General features: G+C 69.2%; 22 protein-coding genes. 4 read left to right on the top strand and 18 right to left on the bottom strand.

Annotated elements, in window-relative coordinates; genetic code table 11:
* The first annotated feature begins 26 nt into the window (after positions 1-26).
* Complete coding sequence (locus tag L324_RS11225) at positions 27-1,514, top strand: HAD-IIIA family hydrolase (protein WP_037306227.1); 1,488 nt, start codon at positions 27-29, stop codon at positions 1,512-1,514.
* The gene (locus L324_RS11230; RefSeq protein ID WP_037306228.1) at positions 1,511-2,554 is read left to right on the top strand and encodes a glycosyltransferase family 9 protein; all 1,044 of its coding nucleotides are present in this window, start codon (positions 1,511-1,513) and stop codon (positions 2,552-2,554) included. The genes L324_RS11225 and L324_RS11230 overlap by 4 nt, the downstream gene beginning before the upstream one ends.
* Here the strand turns inward: L324_RS11230 and L324_RS11235 are convergent.
* From L324_RS11235 to L324_RS11270, 8 genes are all read right to left on the bottom strand, one after another.
* Complete coding sequence (locus L324_RS11235) at positions 2,517-3,371, bottom strand: SDR family oxidoreductase (protein WP_037306230.1); 855 nt, start codon at positions 3,369-3,371, stop codon at positions 2,517-2,519. The two genes, L324_RS11230 and L324_RS11235, sit on opposite strands and share 38 nt — an antisense overlap.
* A gap of 140 nt (positions 3,372-3,511) precedes the next feature.
* Positions 3,512-4,525, bottom strand: coding sequence for a TauD/TfdA family dioxygenase (locus L324_RS11240; protein WP_037306231.1), 1,014 nt, complete (start codon positions 4,523-4,525; stop codon positions 3,512-3,514).
* A 6-nt stretch (positions 4,526-4,531) separates the two neighbouring features.
* A complete protein-coding gene (locus tag L324_RS11245) occupies positions 4,532-5,953 on the bottom strand; it encodes a cation:proton antiporter domain-containing protein (RefSeq protein WP_037306232.1) in 1,422 nt (473 codons plus the stop codon).
* 9 nt (positions 5,954-5,962) lie between these two features.
* Entirely contained in the window at positions 5,963-6,811 is an 849-nt protein-coding gene (gene ddaH / locus L324_RS11250; RefSeq protein WP_438938447.1) for a dimethylargininase, read from the bottom strand.
* A gap of 44 nt (positions 6,812-6,855) precedes the next feature.
* The gene (locus L324_RS11255; RefSeq protein ID WP_037306234.1) at positions 6,856-8,109 is read right to left on the bottom strand and encodes an ATP-grasp domain-containing protein; all 1,254 of its coding nucleotides are present in this window, start codon (positions 8,107-8,109) and stop codon (positions 6,856-6,858) included.
* A complete protein-coding gene (locus L324_RS11260) occupies positions 8,106-9,263 on the bottom strand; it encodes an NAD(P)/FAD-dependent oxidoreductase (RefSeq protein WP_037306236.1) in 1,158 nt (385 codons plus the stop codon). Before L324_RS11260 ends, L324_RS11255 begins: the two co-directional genes overlap by 4 nt.
* 96 nt (positions 9,264-9,359) lie before the next feature.
* A complete protein-coding gene (locus tag L324_RS11265; protein ID WP_037306238.1) occupies positions 9,360-10,928 on the bottom strand; it encodes a carbamoyltransferase C-terminal domain-containing protein in 1,569 nt (522 codons plus the stop codon).
* An 87-nt stretch (positions 10,929-11,015) separates the two neighbouring features.
* Positions 11,016-12,482 (bottom strand): NB-ARC domain-containing protein, encoded by a 1,467-nt coding sequence (locus L324_RS11270; RefSeq protein WP_037306239.1) that lies wholly within the window; start codon positions 12,480-12,482, stop codon positions 11,016-11,018.
* Positions 12,483-12,669: 187 nt separating this feature from the next.
* Between L324_RS11270 and L324_RS11275 the strand changes: the two genes are divergently transcribed.
* Entirely contained in the window at positions 12,670-13,362 is a 693-nt protein-coding gene (locus tag L324_RS11275; RefSeq protein WP_037306240.1) for a hypothetical protein, read from the top strand.
* Complete coding sequence (locus L324_RS11280; protein ID WP_037306241.1) at positions 13,346-13,696, top strand: MmcQ/YjbR family DNA-binding protein; 351 nt, start codon at positions 13,346-13,348, stop codon at positions 13,694-13,696. Before L324_RS11275 ends, L324_RS11280 begins: the two co-directional genes overlap by 17 nt.
* Before the next feature lie 734 nt (positions 13,697-14,430).
* On the opposite strand, the gene L324_RS11285 is transcribed toward L324_RS11280, so the two are convergent.
* Genes L324_RS11285 through L324_RS11330 form a run of 10 tightly spaced genes read right to left on the bottom strand, consistent with a single transcriptional unit; the run spans position 14,431 to position 25,085 of the window.
* A complete protein-coding gene (locus L324_RS11285) occupies positions 14,431-14,760 on the bottom strand; it encodes an avidin-fold protein (protein WP_037306243.1) in 330 nt (109 codons plus the stop codon).
* Positions 14,757-16,010 (bottom strand): glutamate synthase-related protein, encoded by a 1,254-nt coding sequence (locus L324_RS11290; RefSeq protein ID WP_037306244.1) that lies wholly within the window; start codon positions 16,008-16,010, stop codon positions 14,757-14,759. Before L324_RS11290 ends, L324_RS11285 begins: the two co-directional genes overlap by 4 nt.
* A complete protein-coding gene (locus tag L324_RS11295) occupies positions 16,007-17,002 on the bottom strand; it encodes an asparagine synthetase A (RefSeq protein WP_037306246.1) in 996 nt (331 codons plus the stop codon). Before L324_RS11295 ends, L324_RS11290 begins: the two co-directional genes overlap by 4 nt.
* Positions 16,999-18,306 (bottom strand): methylaspartate mutase, encoded by a 1,308-nt coding sequence (locus L324_RS11300; RefSeq protein WP_037306247.1) that lies wholly within the window; start codon positions 18,304-18,306, stop codon positions 16,999-17,001. The genes L324_RS11295 and L324_RS11300 overlap by 4 nt, the downstream gene beginning before the upstream one ends.
* On the bottom strand, positions 18,303-18,767 hold the full coding sequence (locus L324_RS11305) for a cobalamin B12-binding domain-containing protein (protein WP_037306248.1): 465 nt from the start codon (positions 18,765-18,767) through the stop codon (positions 18,303-18,305). Before L324_RS11305 ends, L324_RS11300 begins: the two co-directional genes overlap by 4 nt.
* Positions 18,764-20,044: an ATP-grasp domain-containing protein gene (locus L324_RS11310; RefSeq protein ID WP_037306250.1), complete on the bottom strand. Its 1,281-nt coding sequence runs from the start codon at positions 20,042-20,044 to the stop codon at positions 18,764-18,766. Before L324_RS11310 ends, L324_RS11305 begins: the two co-directional genes overlap by 4 nt.
* Entirely contained in the window at positions 20,041-21,795 is a 1,755-nt protein-coding gene (locus L324_RS11315; protein ID WP_037306252.1) for an ABC transporter substrate-binding protein, read from the bottom strand. Before L324_RS11315 ends, L324_RS11310 begins: the two co-directional genes overlap by 4 nt.
* Positions 21,796-21,825: 30 nt before the next feature.
* Positions 21,826-23,088, bottom strand: coding sequence for an MFS transporter (locus tag L324_RS11320; RefSeq protein WP_037306253.1), 1,263 nt, complete (start codon positions 23,086-23,088; stop codon positions 21,826-21,828).
* A gap of 6 nt (positions 23,089-23,094) precedes the next feature.
* The gene (locus L324_RS11325) at positions 23,095-24,723 is read right to left on the bottom strand and encodes a class I tRNA ligase family protein (RefSeq protein ID WP_037306254.1); all 1,629 of its coding nucleotides are present in this window, start codon (positions 24,721-24,723) and stop codon (positions 23,095-23,097) included.
* Positions 24,720-25,085 (bottom strand): cupin domain-containing protein, encoded by a 366-nt coding sequence (locus tag L324_RS11330; protein WP_037306256.1) that lies wholly within the window; start codon positions 25,083-25,085, stop codon positions 24,720-24,722. The genes L324_RS11325 and L324_RS11330 overlap by 4 nt, the downstream gene beginning before the upstream one ends.
* Positions 25,086-25,093 lie beyond the last annotated feature (8 nt).

Below are 25,093 nucleotides of genomic sequence, written 5' to 3' on the forward strand. Positions count from 1 at the left end.
CCGGCGTACCCGGGTATCGGAAGAGAGTGACCCATCTGGATTACACGATCGTCATCCCGACCACCGGCCGGGAGAATCTCCATCGGCTTCTGGCCGGTATCGAAGCCGCCGGGGAACCGCGGCCCGCGCGGATCATCGTGGCCGACGACCGGCGCGGCGGTGCCGACCTGAAGCCGCCGCCGTGCACGCCGGAGGTCGAGGTGATCCGCACCGGCGGCCGCGGTCCCGCCGCCGCCCGCAACGCCGGGTGGCGGCGCGCGACGACGGAGTGGATCGCCTTCCTCGACGACGACGTGCTGGTCGGCTCGGACTGGCCGCGGAAACTCGCCGAGGACCTTCTTCCGCTCGGGCCGGACACCGCGGCGTCGCAAGCCAGGCTCGTCGTGCCGCTGCCCCCGGACCGTCCGCCGACCGACGACGAACGCGGGACCGCCGGGCTGGAGACGGCCAGGTGGATCACCGCCGACATGGCCTACCGGCGGACGGTGCTGGCCGAGGTCGGCGGCTTCGACGAACGCTTCCCCCGCGCCTACCGTGAAGACTCCGACCTCGGGTTGAACGTCACCAAGGCGGGCTACCTCATCGCGAAGGGCGAACGGGTCACCACCCATCCGCCCAAGCGGTCGGGCCCGCTGGCGAGTCTGCGTGCCCAGCGCGGCAACGCCGACGACGCGCTCATGCGGCGCAAACACGGTGTCCTCTGGCGTCAGCAGACCGCCGCGGGACACGGACGGCTCGAACGGCACGCGCTCGCCACGGCGAGCGCGGTGGGTGCCGCCGCGCTGTTCGCGCTGGGACGTCGCAAGGCCGCGGCCGCGGCGGCGGGACTGTGGGCGGGACTGACCGCCGAGTTCGCCGCGCGCCGGATCGCGCCGGGGCCGCTCACTCCCGGCGAGGTCTCGCGCATGCTCGTCACCAGCGTCCTCATCCCGCCCGCGGCGTGCTACCACCGGCTCCGCGGCGAGGTGCGCCATCGGCTCTCCCGGCGACCGCAGGCGGTGCTGTTCGACCGGGACGACACCCTCATCGTCGACGTGCCCTACCTCGACGACCCCGAGGGCGTCCGTCCCGTTCCCGGCGCCAAGGAACTCCTGCACGGCATCCGGGCCGCGGGGATCCGGGTCGGCGTGGTCAGCAACCAGTCCGGGGTGGCGAAAGGCCTCATCACGCCGGACCGGCTGGCCGCGGTGAACGCCCGCGTCGAAGAGGTCCTCGGGCCGTTCGGCACCTGGCAGGTCTGCGTGCACGACGACGGAGACGGCTGCACCTGCCGGAAACCCGCGCCCGGACTGGTGCGTCAGGCCGCCGAGGCGCTCGGCGTGGACGTCCGCCGGTGCGTGGTCATCGGCGACACCGGGGCCGACGTCGACGCCGCGCTCGCCGCCGGGGCCCGCGCGATCCTGATCCCGACCCCGCGGACCCGGCCCGAGGAGGTCGACCGCGCCCGCCGCCGGGCGACCGTCGCCCGCGACCTCGCCGAAGCCGTCCACCTGGCCGTCGCGGATCGCCGATGAGGGGGACCGTGCTGGTCGCGAGGATGGACAACCTCGGCGACGTCCTGCTCGCCGGTCCTTGCGTCCGCGCGGTGGCGGCCGGGGCGGAACGCGTCGTCCTGCTGACCGGGCCCCGGGGGCGTGCCGCGGGTGATCTGCTGCCCGGTGTCGACGAGGTGCTCACCTGGTGCGCACCGTGGATCGACCCCGAACCCCCACCGGTGACCAAAGAGGACATCGACGGCCTCGTCCGGCGTTTGCGTGGGCTGTCCCTCGACGCGGCGCTCGTGCTCACGTCGTTCCACCAGTCGCCGCTCCCGCTGGCCCTGGTGCTGCGGATGGCCGGCGTGCCCTGGATCGGCGCGATCAGCGAGGACTATCCGGGGTCGCTGCTGGATCTGCGGCATCACGTGCCCGGTGATCCGCCGGAAGCGGTCCGCATGCTGTCCCTCGCCCGGGAAGCCGGGTTCTCGCTGCCCCCAGGGGACCACGGTGGCCTCGCGATCCGGGGGCCGCTCCCGCCGGCCGACGGCCTGCTCGGGGCCGGACCGCTCGACGAGGGGTACGTCGTCGTCCATCCCGCGGCTTCGGTTCCGGCCCGGCAACCCTCCGCCGCGCGGTCCGCGGCGATCGTCAAGGCCCTGCAGGCCGCCGGTTATCGCGTCGTCGTGACGGGGTCGCCGTCGGAAACGGAGCTGACCAGGGAGGTCGCCGGGGACGCGCTCGACCTGGGCGGGCGCACAGGGCTGTCCGAACTGGCGGCCGTGCTCGCCGGGGCGAAGGTGGTCGTCGCGCCCAACACCGGGACAGCGCATCTCGCGGCCGCCGTCGGGACGCCGGTGGTCTCCCTGTTCGCCCCTGTCGTCCCCGCGTCGCGCTGGGCGCCGTACGGCGTGCCCGCCGCGCTGCTGGGCGACCAGCACGCCGCGTGCCGGGACAGCCGGGCCCGGATCTGCCCGGTACCCGGCCATCCCTGCCTGGACCTCGTCCCGCCCGAGGAAGTCGTCGAGGCGGTGGACCGCCTCAGCCGGGGGTCGTCTCGCCGCCGAGCGCGGCGATGACCTCGCCGCTGTAGTAGGACGAAAGCCGGTTGGACGCGAGGAAGACGTACGACGGCGCGAGATCGTCGGGATGGGCGGCCCGCTCGTACGGGACCTGGAGGCCGAACTTCTCGACCTTCTCGGGCGGGAACGTCGACGGGATCAGCGGTGTCCACACCGGACCCGGCGCGACACAGTTGATCCGGACACCTCGGTCGGCCAGCGCCTGCGCCATCGCGTAGGTCCAGGCGTGCACGGCCCCCTTGGTCGCGGAGTAGTCGATGAGGGACTTGTTGCCCCGCAACCCGTTCACCGAACCCGTGTTGATGATCGCCGCGCCCTTCTTGAGATGCGGCAGCGCGGCGTTCGTCACCCGGAAGAAGCTGTGGATGTTCACGTCGAAGGTGTGCGTCCACTGTTCGTCGGTGAGTTCTTCCGGGGCGTCGACCGGCCATTGGGTGGCGATGTTGTTGACCAGGATGTCGAGTCCGCCGAGGTCGTTCACGGTCCGCTCGACGATCTCGCGGCACTGTGCCGCCTCGGCCAGGTCGCCCGGTAGAAGGAGGCATTCGCGGCCCTCGGCCCGGACGCGCTCCTCGGTGTACTTGGCGTCCTCGTGCTCGTTGAGGTAGGCGATCGCGACGTCGGCGCCTTCCTTGGCGAAGGCGATGGCGACCGCCCTGCCGATTCCCGAGTCTCCACCGGTGATGAGCGCGCGCTTGCCGTTCAGGAGACCACGGCCCTCGTAATCCTCCATCGAATCGCGGGGCGGCGGGTCCATCTTCGACGTCACGCCCGGCGGGTCCTGCTGCTGCGGCGGTCGTAACTTGTCGGCCATCGGGGCTCCTCCGGTCGGTTGTGGATCTTCCCCGAGCGGTTACCCGTGCCGGCGCGGTTCTGAACATGGGCACGTCTCGTGAGTGGTAATGACGGTTAGAACCGTCATTACCACTCACGAGACGGGGCACTCACCGGCGCTCAGTGCACCCGCCGGTCCCCGTCCTTGCCCCGGTACCGGATCGTCCACAGGCTGCGCCGGATGTAGGTGCGCTGCAGCCACCGGTCCCGCCCGTTGTGCCGCGCGAAGAACTGCGACCGCGCGTGCAGGCCCTTCCGGTTGTTGATCAGCAGCGCCGTCCCCGGCTCCAGCTTGACCTGGTGCGCGACCTCACGGCAGACCCGCTGCAGCTCCTCCAGCGCCTGCTCCGCCTCGACGGTCTCCCCCACCACACCGTTGGCCGAGACCGCCACCTCCGGCGAGTCCGGCGGCCCGGAGATGATCGGCACGAGGTCCGACAGCACGTCGGCGCCCTTGGCCACGTCGCGCACGTAGCTGCCGGGCGCGTTGAGCCGGAACAGCGGACGGCGCAGGATGTCGAGCACCGCGGGGTCGAGGGCGGCGGAGATGTCCCGGCCGTCGGCGTAGTAGGTGACGGCCTCCTTGTGCCCGTCCTGCCGCACGCAGTTCAGCACCAGGAAGTCCGGATTGGACACGTCGTACCGGCCGAGGTCGTCGTGCACGATGTCGTTGTGGAAGTTCAGGAACACGTGCGAACTCTGATTGGTCTGGCTCCGCGCCCCCGCCGAAACCGGGACGACGTCGTGCACGAGCCGCCCGCTCTTCTCGGTGGTGAACCCGACGGGCTCGCCGAGCAGCTGACTCAGTCCTAACAGGACGGTCTCGGCGACGAAGGTCTTCTTGTCCTTGCTGGGTTCCCCGTCGATCGGTGTCTCCGGGAGTTCCGGGTCCACCGGCAGGTTGCGCACGAGCGCGACGCCGGGGGTGTCGACGTGCCTGCCGAAGTCCAGGATCGTCTGCAGCTGGTCGATGGGCAGCCGCGAGAACACGACCCGGAGCATCGCCAGCGCGCGGTCGATGTCGTCGACAGGATTCGGGAAGGTCCGCAACTCGCTCCCGATGGCCTCGCGGACCTCGTCGGCGAGCACGACCTCGGCGAAGGTGCCGACTAGGATTTCCTGCTTGCTGGTCATGGCGTCCTATCTACTTTCCGCCGCCGCTGGACCGGCGGTCTTCTCGGTGTCCTTTTCGGACTTCTTCCCGAACCTGGAGATCAGGGCGAGCGCCGGCGCGGTGGCGACCGTCGAGACCAGCGTCATGATCACGAGCATCGCGAACACCGTCGGGCTGATCACCTTCAGCTGGAGCCCGACGTTGAGCACCACCAGCTCGGTCAGCCCACGGCAGTTCATCAGCGCCCCGAGCGACAGCGAATCGCGCCAGCCGACGCCGGTCAGCCGGGCGGCCACGGTGCTGCCGACCCATTTCCCGAAGACCGCCACCGCCGTGATCAGCGCGCACCACGCCCACAGGCTCACCTCGCCGAGCAGGCCGAACTGCGTCCGCAGACCCGTGTAGGCGAAGAAGAGCGGCAGCAGCAGGGTCACCGTGACGCTGCCGAGTTTCCCCGCCGCGCGGCTCACCACCGGGTCCCTGCGCGGGGCGATCACGCCGAACAGGAACGCGCCGAAGATCGGGTGGATGCCGATCTCCTCGGTGGCCAGCGCGGAGAGCATGATCCCCGCGAGCAGGATGGCCAGCACCGCCGACTCGGGCACCCGCGGGAGCCACTTCGCGAGCACCGGGCGGACCGCGTAGACCATGACCAGCACGAAGACCAGGGTCAGCGCGATGGTCAGGAAGACCTCGTTGCCCGATCCGCCCTGGCTGATCGCGATCACGACGGCCAGCAGGCACCAGGCGGCGACGTCGTCGACCGCCGCACAGGTCAGGGCGAGCGCGCCCAGCGCGGTCTTCGCGAGCCCGCGGTCGGTCAGGATCCTGGCCAGCACCGGAAAGGCCGTCACGCTCATCGACACCGCGATGAACAACCCGAAGCTCAGGAATCCGACGTCGCCGCCGAAGACCGGGTACAGCCCCAAGGCCAGCACGATGCCCGAGACCATCGGCAGCGCGATGCTCACCTGGCTCACCGTCACCGCGGTGAACCCGCGCCGCCGCACCGCGTCGAGATCGATCTCCGAGCCGACCAGGTACATGAAGAAGATCAAGCCCAGTTGCGCGAGGACGTTGATGATGGAGACCACGTTGCCGGGGAACAGCCAGGCGAACCCGGCCGGCCAGAGCAGACCGAGCAGGGACGGCCCCAGCAGGACACCGGCGATGATCTCACCGATGACCGCGGGTTGCCCGAGCCGGCGCGCCACCAGCCCGGCCAGATGACAGGCGGCCAGGATCACCGGAAGCGCGACGAGCAGGCGGGGGTACGGATCGGCCCCGCCCGGCGCGGCCGCGGCCGTCGCGGTGTGGCCCTGGTCGTAGGCCGAGCCGAAGCCGAGCACGACGACCACCACCACGAGCGGGACCGCGACCAGCACGGCACCGGTCAGCACCCGGCGGACGGTGACCGCCCGCCGGGCTCGCGGTTGCGCGGAATCCATCTGTTCTCCTTATCCCGCACGCAGTTCCAGCGTGCAGCACTTGACGCTGCCACCCGCCTTGAGCAGTTCGGACAGGTCGGCGCCGATCGGTTCGAACCCGTGTTCACGCAGCTGGGCGGTCAGCCCGGTGGCCGCTTGAGGCAGCACGACGTGCTTGCCGTCGGACACCGCGTTCAGGCCGAACACGGCGGCGTCGCGTTCGGAGGCCAGGATCGCGTCGGGGTACATTTCCTTCAGCACCATGAGACTGTCCTCGGAAAACGCCTCCGGGTAGTACATGACCGTGTCGTCGTCGAGGACCGCGAGCGCCGTGTCGAGGTGGTAGTACCGAGGGTCGATCAGCGTCAGCCCGATCACCGGACGGCCGAAGAACTCGCGCGATTCGTTGTGCGCCTCGGGATTCGTGCGGAACCCGGTCCCGGCGAGGATCCGGTCCCCGGCGACGAGATAGTCGCCTTCCCCTTCGTTGACCCACTGTGCCTGCCGCACGTAGCGGTATCCGTTGGCACGAAACCACTCCAGATACGCCTCGGATTCGCCACAGCGCTGCGTGTGCTGGAACCGCGCGACGAGCACCTGCCCGTCGACCACGGTGGCGCCGTTGGCCGCGAAGACCATGTCGGGCAACCCGGGCAGCGGGTCGAGCAGATCGACGCGATGGCCCAGGTCGGCGTACAGGTCGTGCAGCCATTCCCACTGGGCGATGGCCAGTTCGGTGTACGTGGGCTTCTTCGGGTCCATCCAGGGGTTGATCGAGTACTCGACGTCGAAGTACGTCGGTCTGACCATCAGGTAATGCCGTCGGGTGGCTGTACGTGACACGCTGTCCTCCACGCGGTTTTGGGCGTTTTCCACCACCGGGCCCTGGGTAAGGGCCCGGTTTCGTCGTACGGGATCCGGGGCTACTGCTGGGTCTCGCTCAGCTTGACCTCGATCTTCCCGGCCAGGTCGTTCGCGTTGCGCATGGCTTCGTCGAAGGACGAGCCGAGCGCGCCGATGCCGCCGAAGATGTTGTTGCCGAGCGGAGGCCGCTTGATCAGGTCGCCGGGTTTCGCGAAGATCTTCAGGTAGTACAGGGCTTCCGATTCGCTCACCGCCGGCGGGACGTCGATCGAGGCGATCACGCCACCGGGGCAGATCAGGCACATCGCGGCGGTGTGCACGCCGGTCGGGCTGAAGTGCCGCACGTCCGGCCGCACACCGCGGGAGACGTCCATGAGGCCCCTGATCGGGTCGTAGCCCGCCGAAAGCCGTGCCATGTGGTCGAGTCCCCCACCGCCGGGGCGGACGGCGATCTCCAGCAGGAACGGCTTGCCCTGGTGGAACCGGACCTCGGCGTGCAACGCGCCGCGGGTGAGCCCCTGCGCCCGCACCCCGGCGGTCACCACGGCGTGCACCTCGGCCACCTCTTCGGGAGTCAGCGACGTCGGAGCATGGTGCACGTCGTCGTCGAAGGTCTCACCCTCCGAAGTGACCCTGTCCACAATGGATCCGAGGTAGACCTCGTCGTCCCAGGCGAGTGCTTCGATGAGATGTTCGTGTCCGTCCAAGAAGGACTCGACGAGCAACCCGTGCGGGCCCAGATCCAGCCCTTCGGCCTCCATGTTGTACCAGGTCATCCGGTCGATCCCGGCGCGCGCCTGCGCGTAGCGCTCCCGCATCTTCTCCGCGTCGTCGACGCGGAAGACGAAGTTGCTCGCCGCGCCGAGGGTCGGCTTGAGGATCACCGGGTAACCGAAGTCCTCGGCCGCCTGCAGGGCCGCGTCGAGGTCCTCGACGAAGCGGAAGTCCGGATGCGCGGCGCCGCCCTTCTCGTGTGCCTGCCGCATGATCAGCTTGTTCCGGCTCGTCCGCGCCGCGTCGACGCCGATCCCGGGCAGGCCGAGTGCTTCGGCGACCGCGGCGACCAGGACCACGCCGGACTCGGAGAAGGTGAGCACGCCGTCGAAGGATTCCTCGGCGTGCCAGGCCTTCGCGTGGCGGACGAGGTCGTCGATGTGGTTGCTGCCGGCGATCCGGTAACGCTCCCGCGGCCAGAGGTCTTCCGTGCCGATCCCGTTGAGCACGTACAGCACGCCGCCGAAGTCCTCGATCTGCTGATACCGGGGCAGGTAGTAGTAGGAGTTCTGACTGGCTTCCAGCGCGAGCAGTTTCACGACACACCTCGTAGGGCAGGGCGGGTTGGGTGGACGCCGGACGCGCGGATGAGCGGCCGGTCGAGCGGTTCGAGTCCGGTCGGGGCCGGATCCGCGCCGGTCAGGCGGGCGGCGAGGGACCGGGCGATCAGCGGAGCGAACTTGAAGGACGAGCCGCCGCACGCGGCGTAGGACAGCACGCGGTCGCCGAGGACGGCGAGCATCGGGCCGAGGGTGGAACGCCGGGCCAGATAGTGACAGTCCCGGGTGTCGACCAGCCAGTCCCGGCGGAAACCCGGGATCAGCGCGGCGAAGGTGTCGATCAGGTGCTCCCGCCACCACGAGGGCGCGGCCCCGCCCCCGATCTCGTCGACGACCCGGCAGGCGCTCGCGGCGCTGAGCTTCAGCGGCGTCCCGGCGACCGGCGGTACCAGCCACGCGCCGCCGGGAGTGCCGAGTGACGTGATCGCCGGGGTCGCCGCCCACGCGGCGGCGTCGGCGGGTGGAACGTCGCAGTAGAGCATCGTCTGCCGGTGCAGTACGAGTTCCCTGGACAGTTCGGGGGCCAGCAGATCCCGCGACCACGGCCCGGCCGCCAGCAGGACGGCGTCCCCCCGCAGGATCTCGCCGTCGGCCAGCCGCACCTCGGCACGGTCGGCGTCGACACCGATCACTTTGCGATGCGGGTGAAGTTCGGCGTGCGCGTGCCAGCGGAGCCGGCCCGCGCAGGCCTCCAGTACCCGGTCGGCGAGCAGGACCCCGGCGTGGGACTCGAAAACCGCGCCCGTACCGGGGTGGAATCCGGCGTGCGGGAACGCGGCGGCGAGTTCGTCCGCGTCGAACACTTCGGCCTTCGAACCGGCCGCGGTCAGCAGTTCCCGCGCGGCCGCCGTCTTGTCCGCGCCGATCGCGGTGAGCGCGCCGACCTGTTCGTAGAACGTCGTGCGCAGCAGTCGTTCGAGTTCGATCCACGCGTGATGGGCGCTCACGGCGGCGGACGTGGTGGCGAGGTCGCCGGGATGCAGCGCGCGCAGCACGCGGTGACGATCGAACGAAGTGGCGCCGGAGAACGGGATGTCGGCCTGGTCGGCGACGATCACCTCGTGCCCGGCCGACACGCACTCGACGGCGGTCAGCAGCGCGATGACGCCGCCGCCCGCGAGCACGACTCGCATGGCCTTCCCCCTCCGGGCGAAAGTGGGCGCGACGGGATGCCCGGATGCCACCACTGGGGAGGTGGCATCCGGGTCCTACCCCCGTCGGGCAGGGATTCAGGAAGCTCGCGGGGTCACGAACGTGTCGTTGATGACGTAGCCGTCGAGGCCGTACGTCTCCCCGTACTCGATGAGATCACTGGTGCGATTGAGGAAACCGCGCCCGTTGTTGTTCAGCGAGGTGTTGCACAGCACGCTGAACCCGGTCTGCTCGCGGAACGCCTCGAGCAGGTCGGTGATGCCGGCGTTGCGCTCCCGCGTCACCGTCTGGGTGCGCGCGGTGCCGTCGACATGCGTGATGGCCTTCAACTCGTCGGAGGTGACGTGGTTGAAGTACAGCATGTACGGATCCTGCACCGAGCCGACGAACCATTTCGGCGCGTCGGATTCCAGCGCGATCGGCGCGATCGGGCGGTAGTCCTCACGGCGCTTGATCTTGTTGAGCCGCACGGTGGTGTCCACGGTGAACGGCGCGGCCAGGATCGACCGGTTGCCCAGCGCACGCGGCCCCATCTCGTACCGGCCCCTCGCCCAGCCGATGATGTTGCCGTCCTTGAGGTACTTGGCGACCTCGCTCGCCACGAGCGGCCGGGTCTCGTACTTGGCCGGATCCGGGACGACGTCCTCGACGAAGTTCTCCCCCGCGTAGACGTCCCACTCGATGGTCGCCTGCCCGGTGTAGAACCACTGGGCGTCGATGGCCGTGCCCAGCGCGGAACCGCTGTCGTTGGGACACGGCGGCACGAACACCGAGGAGAACAGGCCGCTCTCCCGCCACAACCGGTTCCAGTCGCAGTTCAGCCCGCAACCACCGGAGATCAGCAACGGCAGGCCTTCGGTCAGGTTCTTCTCGGCGTAGTCGTGGAACCGGCCGAAGATCGCCTGTGAGTGCTTGGCCGCCGCGTTGCGGTATTCCTGCGACCACACACCGGCGTTGTACAGATGGGACCAGGACATCTCCTCTTTGGACAGACCGAGGATGATGCCGTCGCGGTCGAGGATGAAGTCGATGGTCTTCTGCTCGTCCGGGGTGAGCGGGCCGGGTTCGGCGAACCCGGTCAGCGCCATCTGCTTGCCGGCGTCGTTGAACCGGAACTTTCCCTTGCCGAGCGGGAAACCCGGATCCGCCAGCGCGAAGAGATAGGCGTACTTCGCGCCGGGGTCGGTCAGCACGTGCTGCAGGTGAGTGGCCTCACCGCGCTCGTCGATCCGGTAGAAGTCCCCGATGTTCCCTTCCCACACCAGGGAGTAGTACTCCTGGCCGGGTGCCGCGGGCGCCATCCCCAGCGAGGTGTAGATATGCGAGCGCTCGTGGGTCGAGGAGAAGTAGCGCACGTCCTTGCCGAAGAACTTGCCCGCCTCGTCGGAGATCGCGCCCTCGCCGACACCGAAGTATCCGGTGCGGGACGGGGGTTCCACCGAGAACTCTCCCTTGACCCAGCCGCCGAGCGCGACCACGTCGGGCTGCCTGTCGAGCATCCCCGCCGCTCGCGCCATCAGCTCGCCGGTGATCCGGTCGTAGCGCGGGTAGTTGTCCTTTTCCGACTCCAGCGCGAACAGCAGCTTGCCGTCCTCGATCGCCACGATCCCGCCATCGTGACCCTCTTTCATGGACAGAATCAGCATTGTGTCACCGAATTTCGCTCGCCTTCATTCGTCGACTCATTCAAGCCGCGCCGTCCGTTGACCGGAAGCGTCGCGCGGGGAGAACAATCAACCTTCGGACGAGCCCCCCGGCAGGGTGCGCACGGTCTCGTGGCGCAGCGCCTCGAACGCGTTCTTCCGCGCCCGGCGGCCCGCCATCGGGACCGCGGCGGCGAGCGGGTTCGGCTCCCGGTACAGCCCGGCGGCGAACGCGCTGACCAACCGGGAGACCGCGTAGCGCCCGGCGACATTGGCACGCTGGAGAAGTCCGGCGTCCACGACGGATTCGAGGAGTTCGTCGGCGGTCTCGATCGTGCTGCCCATCGCCGCGGCGACGCCGATCGACGTCGTCCAGCCCGCCCCGTTCTGCCCGAAGTGGTGGATGGCCTCCCGTCCGGCCGGCGGGAGATGTTCGTACGCCGAGGCGAACCGGTCACGGACGTTGACGTCACCGACACTGAGGCTGTCCATGAGCCGGTCGCGATCCGCGAGCTGGCCCGCGGTGTAGGCGATCGCCCATTCCGGGCGCGCGGCGATCTTGCGGCCGACGATGTTGATCGCCAGCGGCAGATCACCGCACAGGTCGGCGATCGCGTCGGTCGCGTCGTGTTCGGCCCGGACCCGGTTCTCGCCGGCGATGCGCCCGATCAACGCCAACGATTCGGTGCGGGTGAACGTGTCCAGCTCGATCCGGTTCGTGTCCTCCAGCCCGAGCAGCCGGGCGCGGCTGGTGACCACCACCTGGCTGTGCGTCGCCTGGCCCAGCAACGGCCGCACCTGTCCTTCGTCGCTCACTCCCGCCAGCAGTACGAACAACCGGCGTTCGGCGAGCAAGGACCGGTACAGCCCGATGCGCTGCATCGGATCGTCGGGGACGAGATGCGCCGGCACCCCGAGCGCGCGCAGGAAGCCGCGCACGATCCCGTTGGCCGAGCGGCCACCGGTCCCGCTGTTGCTCAGGTCGGCGTAGAGCTGCCCGTCCGGGAAGTCCGCGGCGACCTCTTCGGCCAGCCGCAACGCGAAGGCCGTTTTGCCTACACCGATCGGGCCACTGACGACCAACGGCACTTTGACCGGCCCGCTCGCCCCGATCATCCCGGCGGCCTCGGCCAGATCCCTTTCCCTGCCGACGAAAGTCCTCGATCCCATCGGCAGTTGCGCCGGACGGGCGAGGTGGATGACGCCGGATGCCAGCGCGTGCGCGCCATCCGCCGGAACCTCGGCCGCCGGCGGTGCGGTCACCCGCTCCTCGCGTGCCTCGACGCCGCCTCCCGTTTGCCCGGCGACACTCCGCCAGCGCCGTTCCCACGCCGCGCGGTCACCGCCGCACGCGGAGACGAACGCCAGGGTCACGGCGAGGGTGGGCAGCCGGTGGCCGCTGGCCGCGCTGGACAGCACGGAGGGCGCGAACAGCGCCGTCCTGGCGAGTTCCCGGTAGCTCGGGTTTCCCGCCCGGTTCCGTAATACCCGCAGATCATGAGCGAATGCGGCGATCGGACCAGTGGAGCCGTCCAACGGTCGCTCGGGTCTGCCCATGCCATCTCCTCCCCTGGATGGGGCAACGCGATCGCGCTGCGTGACCGACATCCTTGTGGCCTTCCTGGCCACAACCCTAAAGGACCAATGAACCATGCAGCAGATACAAATAGGTGACTCAATGTACAAAGTCCAATAGTCGGACGGGTAAATTCACCTGCTTGGTGGCACCGGATAGGGTTCCGCCATGTCCAGCTCCCTCCCGCCTCTCGCGGAACTCCGGCGCGCCGCCGAAGTGTTCAACGGGTTCGCGAATGCCGACACATCCTGGCTTCGCCTCATCCGGGAAACGCAGTCAGCGATCGACCTGTCACAGGCCGCACATCGCGCAATTCTTCTGCGCTGGTTGAACTCGTGGGGTTGCCGTATCCGGTATCCGCGCGAGGGCGAGCCCGCCCCCTTCGACGACGGGATCCGGACCTGGTGGGAGACGTGGGGCGCCGCCCTGCCGGAGGTCGATCTCGCCCACCTGACGGACGCGGGGATCGACAGGGCCGCGAAGGCGTACGAGGACCTCTCCGGCGTCGTCGTCTCAGCTGGACGGACGAGGCGCACCCTGGGCCCGACCGCAGCTGCGAAGGCACTGTATGCTTTGCGCCCCAACACGATCATGCCGTGGGACGCCGCCATCGCGGCCGCCCTCCACGGCACCAGGGACGGCGCCGCGTTCGGCAGGCACCTGCGACTCGGCCGCGAGTGGGCCGCCGCCGTGATCGCGGAGGCGGGCTCGGACGGCGACGGTATTTCTGCCCTGGTGGGCAGACCGGTGTCACTGGCGAAGATCCTCGACGAATACCTTTACGTCGCCATCACCATGGGCGCCAAGGGTGACTGGGGAACGGAACGCGGAGAATGGTGGAAAAATGGTAACCGGGGATGATGTCAGGAAGATCGCTTCGGAGCTGCCCCGGGCCTATGAGGCGCTGGTCCGGGACCGGGTGAAGTTCCGCGTGGGGCGAATCGTGTTCCTTTCGCTCTCACCGGACGAAACCGTACTGGGATTCGGCTATCCCAAAGAGGAGCGGGAAGCACTAGTGGCGGGCGAGCCGGACAAGTTCATGATGCCGATCGCGTCCGATATGCGCTATCAGTGGGTCCGCGTCCGGCTGTCCGCGATCGATTACGAAGAGTTACGCGAGTTGATCGTCGACTCCTGGCGAATGTGTGTACCGAAGAAGGTCTGGGTGGAATACCTGGAAAAGAATCCGCGCTGACACGCCTTTCGGTGTGAGCCATTCGGCGCCGCCGACTACCCTTTTCGGTCGCGTGAATTCCCTTTCGGCCGAATCCGCAGGTTCGTGCACGGCAAATGCGCCTCTGGGTGCCCCGAGGGGCGACCGCCGCGGTGCGCGTGCGTCGGGGTGGTCTCGCTCGCGGTGAAGTACATGATGGCCCCCTTCCCTGCGCCTGGCGCGGTGAAGGGGGCCATCAGGTACCGCCACGTGCGAGGAAAGGTCCTTTCCTGGCAAATTTCGCAAGGAAAGGACCTTTCATGGCATCCTGCGCGCCACCCACACCGCACCCACCCGCACCGCACCCGGCCGCGGTCCGGTGTTCAGGTGCGGGAAGTCCGTGAAGGCCTCCTTGCCTACGCTCAAGGTCAGGGTCCCGGCAAAGTCGGCATTGTGCAGGTCGGGGACCTCCTCATCAGGGTGCAGGCCGTCGATGAAGGAATTGGGACGTTGAGTGTCCCGATTCCTTCATCGACGCGGGGTCACACCCGTTGCACAGCTTGATCAACAGAGGATCAAGGACATGCCCCGGGGCCCGGTACACCCCCGAGTGTGGAGGATTCGGGACGTTGAACGTCCCAAATCCTCCACGCTCGAACCCTGCGGGCGCCGGCGACACCGACCTCACCGCAGGTCTGGACTGCGCGTGAAGGCCCCCTTCCCCCGGCTGAGCCGAGGGAAGGGGGCCTTCACGCGCGTAACCAGGCAGCGACCGCTTACTCGGCGACCTCCTCGATAGCCGAGACCCCGCGCGAGCCGTGGGTCCCGTACCGCTCCCACACCTCGTTCAGCCGGATCCGCCCGTCCGGCAGGAACTCCGGGGTGTTCGTACTGTGCCCCGAGATCACCTGCCCACTGGCCAGCACCATCGTGTAGGCGAGGTCGATCGTCCCGTCCTCACCGCATTTCCCGGTCAGCGACCCGAGCCGCACCCCGCCGCCGGTCAGTTCGGCCCACACGAGGTCGTCCTTCTGCCGGTACAGCGTCACCGGCGCGTCCGGGTCGGTGCTGACCTTGCGGAACCGCTTGCCGTCGTAGTTGATCATCCGTCCTGCTCCGTCCGTCCGGAAGTGTTCGGGAACCAGAGATCGTCCGGGGTGAGGTCGGCGAGGTCGTACTTGCCGAGCGCGCTGGCGAGCAACCGCAGTTCGAGTTCGAGACACCGCACCAGCCGCACGAGTCCTTCGGTCGCGTCCTCGTCGACGGCGAGCAGCGCCGCCCGGCCGAGGCCGACTGCCGAAGCACCCATGGCCAGGCATTTCAGCGCGCGGGATCCTTCCCAGATCCGGCCCGACACCAGCAGCGACGCGTCGTGCTTCCCGACCCGCCGCAGGCATTCCACCAGCGGCAATCCCACCTGGTCGAGGAACACCGACGGCGCCCATCCGGTGCCGCCTTCGGCACCGTCCACGGTGACCGCGTCCGCTCCCGCCGCCCAGGCGACCCGTGCCGCCTCGTCGACGTCCCGGCCGGGGTGGAGTTTCACCCAGGCACGCGCCCGCGGGTAGTTGTTGCGCATCAGGTGGATCTGCTGGCGCAGGATCTCCCCGGTGAACGTGCCGGGGCTGCTCGAACGCAGCACCATGGCGGTGTCCGTGCCGAACGCTTCGTCCACTGTGTACTGTTCGGCGACCTCGCCGGCGGCCGTGCGCGAGAGCACGGTCATCCCGCCGAGGCCCGGCTTGGCACCCTGGCCGACCTTCAGCTCGAACGCCAGCCGCCCGCTCTCCAGCAGTTTCGTCGCGGACGGGTCGCTGTAGACGAGGTTCCAGACCTCCGCGTCGGCGTCCTCGGTGCTCTGCTGCACCACGACGCCGCCCAGCCCGTCCGGCACCGCCCCGGCGTACGCGCGGATCCGGCCGAGCAGGCCGTCTTCGGCGCTTTCGCCCATCCGGCCGTAGCCGTGCATGGGCACGACGTTCTCGCCGATCACCATCGGCATCCCGAGCCTGCCCGCCTGCTCACTCGCGGCGATCCCGAGACCGCTGCCCGCCACCTGCGTGGATCCGAACGCGCACAGGAACACCGGCGACGGCGCCGTGAAGCCGCCCAGGACCGTCGTCAGGCCGACATCGCCGTAAACCGGTTCCCGCGCGAGGTCGAACATCTTCTCCAGGCGCCGCGGGACGAACACCGGCGGCACGATCCGCGCGCGGTCGAGTTCGTCCGTGCCCGAATCGACGTCCGCGCCGAACAACGTGCGGCCGTATCCCCCGACGTCGGGGAAGATCGCCGCGCTGCCTTCCCGCGCCCGTGCGCGGATCGCGTCCTCCGGGAGCTGCCGCGCGGTGATCACGGCGCTGCGATCCCGGGCAGCTTCGGGTACGCGTTCGCCTGCCAGACGGCGTCCAGCCCGGCGAGGTAGCGCGTCACCCGTTCCAGCCCCATCCCGAATCCGGCGCTCGGCGGCAGTCCCTCGCGGGCGAGGTCGAGGTACCAGGCGTACTTCGCCGGGTTCTCCCCCGTCTCCCGCATCCGCTCGATGAGCCGCCGGTACTCGTGCGTGCGCTCACCGCCACTGCACAGTTCGCCGAACCCGTCCGAAGCGATGAGGTCGAAGTTCCGCAGCACACCCGGTTCGGTGCTCGACTCGCCGTCGGTGAACCCGCGCGATCCCTTGGGGTAGTCGACGATGAAGAACGGCCTGTTCGTCTGCCCCGAGATGATCCGCTCGCCCTGCCAGTCGATCTCCGCGTCGGCGCTCTGCCCGTGCAGCAGGCCCCGCAACCGCGACACCGCCTCCTGATGCGTCATCCGCTCGAAGTCCTCCTCCAGCAGCGGAGTGAACACGTCCTGGTCCCGGCCGAGCGCGGCGAGGTCCATTTTGGACTCTCGCAGCGTGTAGGTGACCACGTGCCGGAGCAGTCCCTGCGCGAGATCGAGGACGTCCTCGCGGCTCGCCCGCGCGACCTCGACGTCGATCTGGGTGAACTCCACCAGATGCCGTCCGGTGGTGGCCGTCTCCAGCGGCTCCAGCCGCACGTTGGGGGCAACGTAGAAGATCTTGTCGAACGCCAGCAGCGAGGCCTGCTTGTACAGGATGACGCTGGTCATCATCTTGTACTTGTGCCCGTAGTAGTCGACGTCGACCTGTTTGGCGCCGCGGCAGCCCGGGTCGGTCACCGGACCGATCAGCGGCGGCTGCAGTTCCACGAACCCGTTCATGCCGAGGTATTCGCGGGTGCCCGCGGTGATGCTGTTCTGGATGCGCAACGCCGCCTGCGTCACCGGTGACATCAGGTGCTCGCGGGTTCCCGGCGGCAGTGCCTGCTCCGGTGTTCCGGTCATGTCCTACTCCCCTGTCTTGGTTGCACGTTCTCGATTCCCGGCATCCCGTAGCGCTCGTCGAACGACCGCTCGACGTACCGGAGCGCGTCGAGCAGGTCGCCCGAGGTCATCCGCCGGTCCTCGGGCAGGTCGACGAGATCGCCCAGCGGCATCGCGCCGATCCGCTGCCATTCCAGGCGCCCGCTGGAGTCCAGCCGTCCGCGTGCCCGGCCGGCGTTGTCCGGGTGCAGGCAGAACGGGACGTCCAGCTGTCCCCGCGCGAACGCGGTGACCAGCGCCCGCCCGAGATCGGCGTCGAGCGAGAGGACGTTGTCCACCAGCGCCTTCGCCTGCGCGTGGATCCCGGTGTCGCCGAGACGGCCGATCCGGGAGACACCCCGGGCGGCCTCGGCCGCGTGTTCCAGCGCGGTCACGTTCTCTTCCACGGTCGGCAGCCGGTGCGCTTCGGCGGTGGTCTTGACGATCAGCCTGCCGGCGCCGGTGCGGGCGGCCAGCCGCGCGGACTCCGCGATCAGCGCCAGCGCGCCGCCGGGAGTCCTCGGATAGACGCCCATATAGCCGTAGACCACCACATGCGTCCGCGCGTGCGGCACGTATTCCCTGATCAGGGCGTGCAGCGCGGCGATCGCCTCCTCATCCTGCCCGGCGTGGGTCTGCTGCGCGTAGCTGAAGGACAGGCAGCGGACGCCGTGCCGCCAGAAGAACATCCCTTCCAGCACACTGAGCGCGACCAGCAGCGCGGGCGGGCACAGCTGCCCCATCATGCAGCCGCCGAAGGTCTCCAGATGCGGCTCCAGCTCCGGGCTCCTGGCTGCCGCCAGCGTTTCGCAGCAGCGCCGCCAGTTGTCGACCGCCGCCGAGAGCGGCATCCGGCTGTAGGGCAGGCAGTACGACACCGGCCCGCCCTCGGTCGCGTGCAGCCCGAAGTCCAGCAGCGTCTCGACGATCCGGCGGGGATCCGCCGAACCGTGCCGGATCTGCACCGGGAAGTCCCTGGTCAGCACCCCGTCGAGCAACGCCGTCGTGGTGGCGGGATCGTGGTCGGCGAGCGGATACCCGTTGAGATCGGCGCCGACGGCGAGCGCCGCCCGTGCCGCTTCGTGGTCGCCGACCCTGGTGTAGCTGTCGATCGTGATGGTGCCGACCGTCGCGGCCCGCGCCGCCCTGGTCGCCAGGAGCCCCCGCGTCATCCGCTCCGGATCGGCGAACCCCATCCGCGGCTGGACGACCAGCTCCCCCTCGGCGTGACGGCGGGCGACCACCTCACCGAACGAAAGTCCCCGTCGTGGGGTGAGCACGCTCATCCGGCACCCAGCGGGACGCCGGGGGTGCGCACGGACAGCGTGCGCAGGAAGCTCCGGAACGGGCTCAGCCCGCCGGAATCCTCGAACACCGCGTCGAATCCGGCCTCCAGCAGCCGTGCGGCGTTGCTCCCGCCCGTGACGTCGAGCTTGCCGCCGATGACGACCGGTGTCGTGACCAGCGACGGCTGCGCGCGGAAGGCGTCCATCAGCCGGACGCCGTCCTGGCAGCCGTGCCCGTTGAGGCTGCTGACCACCACCAGATCCGGACGCCGGACGGCGCATTCGCGCACGATCGTCGCGTCCGGGACGCAGGCGCCGAGGTTGGTCACCCGGCAGCCCAGTTCCTCCAGCAACAGCTCCAGGTACACCAGGTTCCAGGTGTGCGCGTCGGACGAGAGGCCGGTGACGATCACGTCGAGTCCGGTGTCCGGGAAGGCCGGCTGGACGGCTTCGATGCTCATGGTGCGGCTCTCTCCCTCTCTTCGCCGTCCGGCCGCACGTCGATCTCGATCAGCGCGACCGCCTCTTCGGCCAGGCGTATCGCCTCGGCCGGGCTGCCCGCGGTCACCATCAGATCGCCGACGCGGTCCCAAGAACTGCGCAGCCCGTCGAACCGGTCACCGGCCGCGACACCGACGTCGCACAGGAACACGCCCTCGGCCTGCGACGCCTTCTCCACCCCGCGCACGTCGTCGATGACGCCGGACTCGATGGACAGGAACCGCACGGCCGCCCCGCTTTCGGCCTTACGCGGCAACACGTCCTCGACCGGTTCGCCCTTCATGACCGAGAAGTAGGCGCGGTTGAGTTCCACCGGGTAGGCCCGCTGGATCAGCTCGATGATGCCGTCGCCCGCGAACCGGCCGGCGCATTCGACCAGGTACGGGACGCCGCCGGAAACGATCCATTCGCAGTGGACGATCCCGGTGCCGAACCCGGCCGCCTCGGTGAGCCGCCGCGTTTCCTCGTGCAGCGCCGCGGTCAGCTCGTCCGTGATGTCCGCCGGGACGATATGCGCGAGCTCCACCGGGCGTGGTCCGGGGAACAGCCGCTTGCCGGTGACGTTGGCGAACAGCGGCTCGCCGTCCCGCAGCAGCATCTCGACGCTGTACTCGTCGCCCTCGACGAAGGTCTCGGCCAGCATCTTCAGTTCCATCGCGCGGTCCGGGACGAAGACGCCCTCGTCCTGCACCACGCAGTTCGCCCACGCCTGCTCGGCCTCGGCCGGATCGGCGAGCACCTGGGTGCCCACCGACGCCTGCCGGTTCGCGGGCTTCAGCACGATCTTCCCCGGATGCCGCGCCATGAACTCGCGGACCTGCGCCGGGTTCTCGACGCGCGCCGAGTCCGGGTTCGCGATTCCCGCAGCCCGGCTGACCAGGCGCAGCACCCCCTTGTCCCGCAGGATCTGCGCCGCGCCGAACCCCGCGCCCGGCAGGCCGTAGCGTTCCGCGAGCCGGGCCGCGAACGGCGTCGCGTACTCGGTCAGCGGCACCACCGCGGCCGGCTCGAGGTCGGGATGGACGTGGTAGAACTCGTCCGCCTTGCCGGGGAGGTGGAACTCCCATTCGATCAGCTCGCGCACCAGTGCCGAGCCCGCCACCGTCTCCCGCGCGCCGCGTTTGCGGACGACGTCGGGCTCCTCGACGAAGATGACCGTCCCGTCCGGCTGGAAGTCCTTTATGGACGAACCCAGCGCGGCGGCCACGAAGCCGACCAGTACCACCGGGCGCGTCATGATCCGTCCTCTCGCACGTAGTACCAGTTCTCGGGGTTGATCAGGCCGTACGGGTTGAGCGGGGTGAAGCCGCGCAGGTTCCCGGCGACCTCGAACAGGCGCCGCGGGAAGGTCGGCATGAAGATCACCGGGGCCTGGTCGGCGATGTACTCCTGGTACTCGTACAGCGCTTCGAGGTCGTCGGTGGTGACCGTCTTCGCGATCAGTTCGTCGGCCCTGGCGTCGCGGTAGTTGCTGAAGTTGCAGGCCGCCCCGCTCTGGAACAGGTTCTCGCCGGTCGGGTAGTTGTAGACCCAGCCGCCGCCCCAGCAGGACAGCTCCCACATCCGCGCCTCGCCGGGCCCGTCCTGGGCGACCAGTACCGAGCCCATCACCTCTTCCAGCCGGATCTCGATCCCGGCCTTGGCCGCGTCGTCCCGGAACTGCGCCATGAGCCGCGCCAGCGAGGGCCTGCCTTCCCAGTACCGCAGGGAGAAGCTCAGCTCGGTCCCGGCCGGGATTCCCTCGCCCGCCTCGCCGGGCCCGGTGCCGGGCCGCACGCACACCGCGGGCGACGCGCTGACATCCCAGCCGTTGTCGGCGAGCAGCTGCCGCGCCTTCTCCAGGTCGAACGGCCAGAACCCGCCGCGCTCGGTGATCTTCGGCGAGACCAGCTCGCTCTTGGGCAGTACCGGGATCGACCCGGTCTGGCTCCAGCCGTAGCCCTGGTAGACCTCGCGGGCGCCGTACTCCTGGTCGAAACAGCTCTGCAGGGCCTGCCGCACGTACGGCTGCCTGAGCAGGTGACCGGCGACGGTGGGATTGCCGAAGTTCACCGCCATGAAGTTGATGTTGAACAGGATCTGCGGCTCCAGCTGGAATCCCTCGCCCAGCGGGTTCGGCCCGCCCTTCGTCGGGTCACCGTCCGGCTGGACACCCATCCCCGGCGGCAGGAAGCCGACCTGGACGTCACCGGACTGGAGCAGTTCGTACTGCTGTTCGTCCGACGTCGTCGACACCTGGCGCAACTCGTCGAGACGGGCGGGATTGGGGCCGCTGTAGTGCTCGTTGGGGACGAAGGTGATGACGCCTTCCTTCGTGTAGCTCTTGAGCCGCCAGGGTCCATTGACGACACTCCACACGGGACTGTCCGCCCACCGGGTACGGTGGGCGTTGTCCTCGGCGACGGGATCCCCGTTCTCCGCCATCAGGAACTCGTACACCGCTTCGGCCTGGCCGATGTCGTGGGTCGCGTCGGCGGGGCCGTCCGCGGTGCGGTCCCACGCCTTCGGCATCGGCGTGATCATGGTGAGCTGGTTCAGCAGCACCCAGTTCTTCGAGTACGCCTTGTCGAAGGTGAAGCTCACCTTGTCGTCGGCGACCTTCTCGAAGGACACCAGGTTGTCCGGGAAGTAGCCCTCGCTGTAGGCGCCGAACTTCGGCCCCTTCGTCTTCAGCATGTTCATCCAGAAGACGACGTTGTCCGCGCACACCGTCTCGCCGTTGGACCATTTCCACGGTTTGATCCGGACCGTGCAGGTGCGGCCGGTCTCGTCCCACACCGGCTCTTCGCCGACACTGAGGTCGTAGTCGATCGCGGGTTCGCCGTCGCGGCCGAGCCAGTAGAGGGGCCGGTACATCAGCATCTGGAACTCGTAGAGGTTCCGGATGCCGAAACGCTCTCCGGGGGTGAACGGGAAGATCACCGCGGGCGGGAACCCGGGAAGGCAGGCCCAGGTCGCCACGCCGCCCTTGATCGGCTTGTCCGTCATGGTTTTCGCTTCCTCCGAATTCGGCCGCGGTCAGGCGGCGGTCGCCTCGAGAACCTCGGCCGGCTGCTTCTTTTCCTGTGCCGACAGCGGTTTCGCCAGGCTGAAGTAGGTGCCGATCACGATCGCGCCCTGCAGGATCGCCAGGCCCCAGAACGCGTAGGGCACGCTGGTCGCGTCCGCCAGCGTGGAGAGACCCACCGTCGCGCCGACGCCGAGCCCGAGGCCGACCGCCTGGGTGCCCCCGAAGATCCGGCCGACCCGCTCCTCCGGGCTCGCCCGCATCAGCAGGGTCCTGGCCGCGATCCGGCCCTGGGCGAAGCAGAATCCGGCGAACGGGATGGCCGCCATCAGCACGATGTAGTGCAGGGGCTGGATCGCCAGGCACACCAGGTTGCCGAGGGTGCCGAGCACGGCCAGATGGATACCCTTGAACCGCTTGCTGACCTTGCCGTACAGGGCGGCGCCGACGATGAAGCCGACCCCGGCCAGCGCGTCGACCACACCGATCATCCAGGCACCCTGGTCGAACGTCTGCAGGATCAACGTCGTCAGGATGACGTTGGCGACCATCAGGCCGATGTTCCCGTTGGCGTACAACAGCGCGAGCCGTTTGATCGGCTGACGCGCCGGGACCTCCACCGGCACCGACGGATCGACGGCGGCCGTCGTCTCCGTGACCACCGGCGCCTTGGCGGGCTTACGGCCGATCGCGTAGACGAGGACGGCCGAGAGGACGAAGCTCAGCGAGTTGAAGACGAACAGCGGGGTGGCGCCGAACCAGATCACCAGGAACCCGGCGAGCGACGACGCGAGCAGCATGCCGGCGTTGCTCGCCATTTCGAAGTGCGAGTTGAACTTCCCGAGCCGCTCGTCCCGGATCCGTTCCTTGATCAGGCCGTTGCTCGCGGGCATGAACAACGCCGCGGTGCAGGCGAGCATGAAGTTCGCTATGTAGGACCCCAGGTTCGCGGGCCCGCCGATCCACAGCCACACCGGCAGAGCGAACGCGGTCATCGCGCTGACCAGGTCCGCGGCCACGCAGAGCATCCGCCGGTCGACCTTGTCGACCAGCTTGCCGAACAGCAGCGCGAGGCCGACCTGTGGGATGGACACCGCGATGAAGAGCCAGCCGACCGCCAGCGTGGTCTGTTCGGCGTGGAAGACCAGGATCGCGGCCGCGGTGATCTGGAACGCGTTGCCCGCCGTGGTGATGAAACCTGCCGGGACGAGCAGGCGTTCGGCGAGCCGGGAACTCCGGGCCGCGTCGGCGGAGAGGGTGCTGTCGAGTGACATGGGGACTCAGACCTCGCTCGTCGGGGGGTATTCCAGTGGTGGCACGGCGAACGCCGTGGTGTGCGTGACGTCGAAGGCGTCCGCGGTGATCCGGAGGTCGAAGCCGCCCGCGCTCGCGGCCCGCGCGGCGAGGTCGATGAGGATCGGCGAGGCGCAGCCGATCAGCGCGCGCAGTTCGAGGAAGAGATCGCCCAGCCTCCCCCGCAGCACCTCCTGGTCGAGGTTGCCCTCCAGCGTGCGTGCCGTCACCGCCCGCAGGCGTTCGACGTGCTGCACCACCAGATCGGCCGCCCGGCTGAGGCTGAAATCCTCGAGTTCGTAGTTCAGGGCGAACCGGGACACCATCGCCGCCGCGCGTTCGGTGGCCTCGGTCGACACCGGCAGGCCGCCGTTCTCCCCACCGACCTCGGCGGTGAGCTTGGCCAGCGACTCGGCGAGTTCGTTCCAGGGCGCGACGAGCCGCTCCCCCGCCACCTTCTCCAGCGCGGCGCGGCTGAAGTTGGTCCTGGCGAACTCCGGCGCGGTGAGGTTGAGGTGGAACCGCGCGATGTCACGCGGCACCTCGGCCGCCAGTTCGCGGGCCCAGACCACATGTCCCTTGCTGGTGGAGAACTTCTCGTTCTCCAGTTCGTAGAACTCGTTGACCAGCAAGGTGTCCGGCAGGACGTAGCGGCCTTCCAGCGCCATCAGTTCGGCGACGTGGACGACACCCCAGGTGAACAACGGGTCGAATCCCATGAACACCACGACCCGCGCGTCGTTCTCCGCGAGCCACGCGTCGTCGTCGGTGAGGACCGGTTTCCCGTTGCGCCGCAAGGCGTACTCGGTGCAGTACATCGACGCGGGCATCCCCTCGACCCACGCGTTGAGCCGCTGCCCCGGCGTCTGGAGGAACGGCGCGGGCAGCCCCCACTTGACCGGGTACGTGATCGCGAAGTCCGGCAACGGGCCGGCCAGCAGTTCCCGCATCAGCCCGAGCACGTGCGGCCGCCACGCCGGGCCGCGCTCCTCGTAGTAGGCGAGCAGTTGTTCGCGGTACTCCGAGACGGGGAAGACCATGATCTCCGTCTCGCGGTAGGTCACCTCGTCGGCGGGGTCGAGCACCGAGTACGGCTCGATGAGCGCGTCGAAGTCGATCGGATGCCCGCAGCCCTCGCAGAACCCGCCGCGGCTGTCGGCGAGACAGGTCGGGCAGCCGCCGCCGACGAACCCCTCGACCAGGAACTCGCCCTTGCTCTCGCTGTACGGCAGCCGCACCTTGCGCAGCCGGAGCTTTCCCTTGTCGTACAGGCGTTTGACGTAGTCGTAGACCAGGGCCTTGTAACCGTCGTCGGTCGGCGAGAAGCCGTCGACCTCGACACCCATCGCCTTGAACGTGCGCTGGATGTTCTCGGTCGACTGCCGCACCAGCTCAGGCGGGGTCAGCCCCGCCCTGGCCGCGCTGGTGACGAGGTAGGTCTGGCTGTCGTCGGTACAGGAGGCGAAGACCGCCTCGCGGCCGGCCGCGCGCAGATACCGCCGGTGCACGTCCGCGCCGAGGTACGGCCCGGCGATATGCCCGATGTGCAGGTCCCCGTTGGACGTCGGGGGGCCGCCGATGATCACCACCGGCCTGGTGTCACGGGGCGTGGTCACGCGCGCTCCTCGTGCCGGGCGGCGAACTTCGCCGTCATGTCGGAGTCCCACCAGATCGCGTACATCTCGAAGTCCTCGGCACCGTCGTTGAGGATGCGGTGCTCCGTGCCGGGCGCGTGGAACTCGATGTCCCCCGGCCGGAACGCGCGGCGCTCTCCCCCGGCCTCGACGACCGCCTCACCGCGGACGGCGATGAAGATCTCGTACTCGTGGTGAGCATGCGCACCCGTGGCGCCGTGCGCCGGCACGGTGACCCAGGCGCCTTCGAACGGCGCGTTCAGCGCCGCCCACGGCAGGAGCCGCTGTCCGTAGGCACCGTTCTCGAAGACCATCTTCTCCCGCTCCAGCGGACGGATCTCCATGACTGCTG

Origin of the sequence: Amycolatopsis orientalis DSM 40040 = KCTC 9412 (genome assembly GCF_000478275.1) — a bacterium.
GTDB lineage: Bacteria > Actinomycetota > Actinomycetes > Mycobacteriales > Pseudonocardiaceae > Amycolatopsis > Amycolatopsis orientalis.

Coding starts and splice junctions, on each gene's coding strand:
- L324_RS11230 (WP_037306228.1), top strand. CDS start 1,511: ATGAGGGGGACCGTGCTGGTCGCGAGGATGGACAACCTCGGCGACGTC.
- L324_RS11235 (WP_037306230.1), bottom strand. CDS start 3,371: ATGGCCGACAAGTTACGACCGCCGCAGCAGCAGGACCCGCCGGGCGTG.
- L324_RS11240 (WP_037306231.1), bottom strand. CDS start 4,525: ATGACCAGCAAGCAGGAAATCCTAGTCGGCACCTTCGCCGAGGTCGTG.
- L324_RS11245 (WP_037306232.1), bottom strand. CDS start 5,953: ATGGATTCCGCGCAACCGCGAGCCCGGCGGGCGGTCACCGTCCGCCGG.
- L324_RS11260 (WP_037306236.1), bottom strand. CDS start 9,263: ATGCGAGTCGTGCTCGCGGGCGGCGGCGTCATCGCGCTGCTGACCGCC.
- L324_RS11265 (WP_037306238.1), bottom strand. CDS start 10,928: ATGCTGATTCTGTCCATGAAAGAGGGTCACGATGGCGGGATCGTGGCG.
- L324_RS11270 (WP_037306239.1), bottom strand. CDS start 12,482: ATGGGCAGACCCGAGCGACCGTTGGACGGCTCCACTGGTCCGATCGCC.
- L324_RS11275 (WP_037306240.1), top strand. CDS start 12,670: ATGTCCAGCTCCCTCCCGCCTCTCGCGGAACTCCGGCGCGCCGCCGAA.
- L324_RS11280 (WP_037306241.1), top strand. CDS start 13,346: ATGGTAACCGGGGATGATGTCAGGAAGATCGCTTCGGAGCTGCCCCGG.
- L324_RS11285 (WP_037306243.1), bottom strand. CDS start 14,760: ATGATCAACTACGACGGCAAGCGGTTCCGCAAGGTCAGCACCGACCCG.
- L324_RS11295 (WP_037306246.1), bottom strand. CDS start 17,002: ATGACCGGAACACCGGAGCAGGCACTGCCGCCGGGAACCCGCGAGCAC.
- L324_RS11300 (WP_037306247.1), bottom strand. CDS start 18,306: ATGAGCGTGCTCACCCCACGACGGGGACTTTCGTTCGGTGAGGTGGTC.
- L324_RS11305 (WP_037306248.1), bottom strand. CDS start 18,767: ATGAGCATCGAAGCCGTCCAGCCGGCCTTCCCGGACACCGGACTCGAC.
- L324_RS11310 (WP_037306250.1), bottom strand. CDS start 20,044: ATGACGCGCCCGGTGGTACTGGTCGGCTTCGTGGCCGCCGCGCTGGGT.
- L324_RS11315 (WP_037306252.1), bottom strand. CDS start 21,795: ATGACGGACAAGCCGATCAAGGGCGGCGTGGCGACCTGGGCCTGCCTT.
- L324_RS11320 (WP_037306253.1), bottom strand. CDS start 23,088: ATGTCACTCGACAGCACCCTCTCCGCCGACGCGGCCCGGAGTTCCCGG.
- L324_RS11330 (WP_037306256.1), bottom strand. CDS start 25,085: ATGGAGATCCGTCCGCTGGAGCGGGAGAAGATGGTCTTCGAGAACGGT.